Genomic DNA, 4,072 nt, shown 5'->3' with positions numbered 1-4,072 from the left:
GCCCCGCACCGGCGCGAGCGGGTCTTCCTCGTTTATCTGGACAGTGTCGCCTCAGAGGACGGGCAATTTCGCCCGATCGAGTGTGCCCGGTCAGCGGCGCCCAGGAGGGGCATCGTGCTGCGCGTACTCGTCGACGAGGGCGCACATCTCCCCGATGTACTGCCTCAACCTTTCAGGGGGCGTGTTGCGGTCGTTGGCCCATTGGCTCCAGAGTCCGTCCGGGTCCAGGAAGCCAGCAGCGTGCGTGGTGCCGAGGGCCTCGTCGAGGTGCAGGAGCGCGCCCAGCGCCCATTGCTGGTCGTATCGGCACTCGGGCCGTCGGAGGTAGCGGTCCAGGTAGGTGGTAAGCAGAGTCGCGTCCTCGGTGGTGCCGAGCAGGGCGAGCGCGATGCAGTAGCCCTGGCCTGCGTAGGTGAGTTCGCTGGCGAGCAGGAGGCCACCGATGCGATCGCGGAACTGCTCACGGCGGTCCAGCCCGATCATCCATGCCGCGGTGATGCGAGAGCGCCAGTTGGGCTGAAGCATGAATTCAAGTTGGGCGTCAGTGACACTTCGCGAGTCGCGGCCGAGGGTCTGGAGGAACTGTGCGCGTTCCTCGGCGGGCAATCTGACGAAGTTTCCGTGGAGCAGATCCAGGTAGCGGCCGGTCTTGGGGCTCGGAGTGGCCATCACGTAGCGGCGGAGGGTGTCGGTTCCCGGGTCGGGCATCGGCTCAGGGAAGGGCATGGACGCATCCTGGCTGCGGCGGACGGGCCGGTCCAGTGGGTTCCCGGGTCACGGATTCTCGTAGGCATCATCCGAGGGCTCACCGAGGTCGTCGAGAAGTCTCGAGATGCGGTCGGCGATCCGCTGGTGTCGTTCGATCTCGCGTGCCCAGCCGCGTGCTTCGGCGTCTGCGATCAATTCCCGTTCAGTGCAGAGGCGTTCGCGCAACCTTGGCGCGTACTGAGGTGTGGTGACGAACTTCGCGCAGGTCAGGTAGAGGTCGCACTCGCAGGGACCTTCCTGCGGCAGGCGCAGGCAATGGCCCAGCTCAAGTTCGGTCTTGTAGAAGTTGGTCTTCAGCCAGTCCAGTGCGTCCTGATCGATCTGGCCGGCGCGCAGAGTTTCGGCGAGCGGTCCGGCGATGACGGCGCCGGGTTGAAGGACGGATTGGTAGTCGGCCAGGACGCTGGGGTCCGAGATGTGGGTGTAGGTCATCGACATGCCAGGGCTTTTGTGCCCGAGGACCTTCATGATGGTCTGCATGCGGGCGCCCTTCTCGGCGAGCTGGGTGCCCAGGGTGTGCCGGAAGCGGTGAGCATGGATGGCGGGTTTGCCTTCGCCGTTGAGGATCCCCAGTTCTGTGCAGATCTGGCCCAGGGGGTCGGCGAACAGGTAGTCGGGGTGGGCGAGGCAGCCGTTGCGCAGGAACAGGTAGCGCACTGGCTGCCCGAGGTCGGGATCGTAGATGCCCCGGTCGTGCTGGTTGCGCCGCAGCTGGGCCAGGGCGCGGATGGCATCGGCCGCCTCCTCGTGGACGGGGACGGTGCGTTCCTTGAGAGCCTTGCCGGCCGCGAGCCGCAGCCGGGGAGTGCCGTCGGGGTAGGCGTCCAGGCAGTCCAGATGCAGCTTGCGGATCTCGGTGCGGCGGGCGCCGCTCCAGCGGGCCACCAGCAGCGCGCATCGCTGCAGGGGGCAGGGCAGGGCTCGGATGCGTTCCATGACCGGTTCGAGTTGGTGCTCGGGGATGAAGCGGGGAACTTTCTCAATGCGGCGGGGCATGTCCGCGGCGGTGATCAGCGGTCGGGTCGGGACGTCGTCCCATTCGCCAAGTGCGGCGTGGCGGAAGAACACCGCGAGGGTGGAGATGATGCCGGCCCGGTAGGCCGGGCTCAGCGGTTCGTCCGGGTGCTTCATCTTCCGCAGCCGGTTGACCTTCTCCATGAAGGCGACCGCGTCGGCCCGGTTCAGCTGGTCGAGACGGTCGATGTGCGGTCGCTCGGTGTCCAGCCACAGCCCGAAGCGCCGCAGACCGCCGCGGGTGCTGCTCATACTCTCCGGCCGCAGCACCAAGGCTCGTTCGGCCAGGAAGCGTTCCATCACGGCGTTGATACGTGGCTTGCAGCTCAGCAGCAGGTGCGGAGCGGCAGGCAGCCGTGGGGGCGGGTGCCCGATGACGCCTGTGTGGAACAGCGCCAGCCCGGCTCGGTAGGCGCTGGTGCCCCAGGCGGCCTGAACGGTGGGCAACCGGTCGGGAGGGATGACCTGGTCCATGCCCGGGACGCGCTGAAGATGCCGGATGGCCTGGCGCATCTCCTCGATGTCGTCGGCGGTGATCGCGGAGATGTTCGGATCGCCGCGGTGCAGGACCAGCCGGATCAGGCCCCAGGGCAGGCGCCAGTCTTCTCGGGAGTGGGCGTGCCCCAAAGCGATCAGCCGTTCCTGCAGGCCGTTGACGTGTTCCCGGAAGGGCAGTCCCATCTGATCGGTGACCTGGAACGGCTTGAGCACACCGATGCCCAACAGCCATCCCCAGTCCAGCCGCAGGCGGCCGGTCAAGCCCAGGTAGATCACGTAGTGGCGGGCCTGAAAGTTGATCCATCCGGTGGTCGCGTCGAAGTCGGCGTCCGGGCGGGTGCGGCGGTTTTGGTCCTCCCCGTTGCGCCAGCCCAGACGCTGCCGCAACGGTTGGGCGAACCAGGTGGTCAGATCAGGAAAGGCGTGCACGAACCGCTGGTGGGAGGAGGCATGCCGACGCCTTCGGGGTTCACTGACGTCGAGTTCGGCGATGAACGCGGCGTACTCCCGGATCGGGCAGTGGTGCGGCGCGCGTGGACCGGGGGTCGGCGATGAGGCTGGCAGCGGGACGATCGAGCTCACGGCGTCACCTCTCCGATCACTTGGCGGTAGTCCTTGATGACCTCGGGGTCGCTGACGCGGGTGTAGATCTTCATGGAGTCAGGGGTCGCGTGGCCCAGCCGTGTCATCAACGTCAGTTCGCGCATCCCGCCCTCGAACATGCGGGTGGCATGGGTGTGGCGCAGGCTGTGCGGAGTCAGCCACGCGTCGCGGACGTCTGCCCGCGTCGCTGCTCGGGCGAACATCCGCACCAGCCCGTCATAGCTGAGCGGCTCGGCCCGGCGCTTACCGCGCCCGCCCACCAGGAAGACCCACGGGCTGTCGACATCGGTGGGCCGCTCATGCATCACGTACGCGTTCAACGCCGGCAGAGCCCGTCCTTCCAGCAGGTCGACGACCCGGTCCCGCCGGGACTTCTGCTGCACTCCCCGCGGGTGATCGGGACGCTTTCGCACCGTGAGTCGGCGCCGGCCGTAGGAGATGTCCTCCAACTGCAGCCCCAGCACCTCGCCCGGGCGAAGACCTCCCTCCCACATCACCTCCAGCAGGGCCCGGTCACGGCTGGTACGCAGCTCACTCAGCAGCGCGGCATAGACCTCGGCAGACATCGGCCGTGGCATCGCCTCGACGGTCTTGACCCGCAACACCCGGCGGACCGGTTGCTGCCGAGCGGCGTTGTCCAGCGCAGGCCGATGCCGTCCCGGCACCCGGGCAGCGGCCTGATCGACGACTTTCACGATCGGGTTGTCCCGACCGGAGTAGCACTCGCTGGCGATCAGGAACTCGTAGAACGAGGACACCGCCGCCATGACCCGGTTGCACGTCTTCGCCGACAGCACTCGACCCTCGGCATTGGCGATGCCCAGCTCCAGGCGCTGAGCCCGCCGCGCGGAGGAGACCAGCCGCAGCCACTGCAAGAAGTCCATCGCCCGAGCTGGCGTGAACTCCTGCGCGCTCAACCCCACTTCGCTCAGGAACAGGAACAGCTTCTGCAGGTCATAGGCGTAGGCCCGCACCGTGTGCGGCGAGTACGCACGAACAGCCAGCAGCCGCAGGAACTCCTCAACTTCGCGGACCGGCTCGCCGGACGCGTCGACCAGACGTACCTGCGGCTTGCCAGGTCCCGAATCCACCACTTTCACAACACGCACGGCCGGAACCATATGCCCAACTACCCACACGCACAGTCACCGAGAAGAGGGAACCGTCCAGATAACACCGTCGCCTGGCC

3 protein-coding genes are annotated in these 4,072 nt (G+C 67.3%); all 3 read right to left on the bottom strand.

Annotated features, from left to right (window positions below):
- Window positions 1–90: 90 nt before the first annotated feature.
- Genes ACFUJR_RS38860 through ACFUJR_RS38850 form a run of 3 tightly spaced genes read right to left on the bottom strand, consistent with a single transcriptional unit; the run spans window position 91 to window position 3,992 of the window.
- On the bottom strand, window positions 91–726 hold the full coding sequence (locus ACFUJR_RS38860) for a DUF6000 family protein (protein WP_383181173.1): 636 nt from the start codon (window positions 724–726) through the stop codon (window positions 91–93).
- A gap of 48 nt (window positions 727–774) precedes the next feature.
- Entirely contained in the window at window positions 775–2,862 is a 2,088-nt protein-coding gene (locus tag ACFUJR_RS38855) for a tyrosine-type recombinase/integrase (RefSeq protein ID WP_383181176.1), read from the bottom strand.
- Window positions 2,859–3,992, bottom strand: a complete 1,134-nt coding sequence (locus ACFUJR_RS38850) for a tyrosine-type recombinase/integrase (RefSeq protein WP_383181179.1) — start codon at window positions 3,990–3,992, stop codon at window positions 2,859–2,861. The genes ACFUJR_RS38855 and ACFUJR_RS38850 overlap by 4 nt, the downstream gene beginning before the upstream one ends.
- Window positions 3,993–4,072: the final 80 nt, after the last annotated feature.

It is taken from the genome of Streptomyces sp. NPDC057271, assembly GCF_042668715.1.
Taxonomy (GTDB): domain Bacteria; phylum Actinomycetota; class Actinomycetes; order Streptomycetales; family Streptomycetaceae; genus Streptomyces.
Note: the sequence above shows the minus strand (reverse complement) of the source record. Positions and strands in the feature narration are given on the sequence as shown.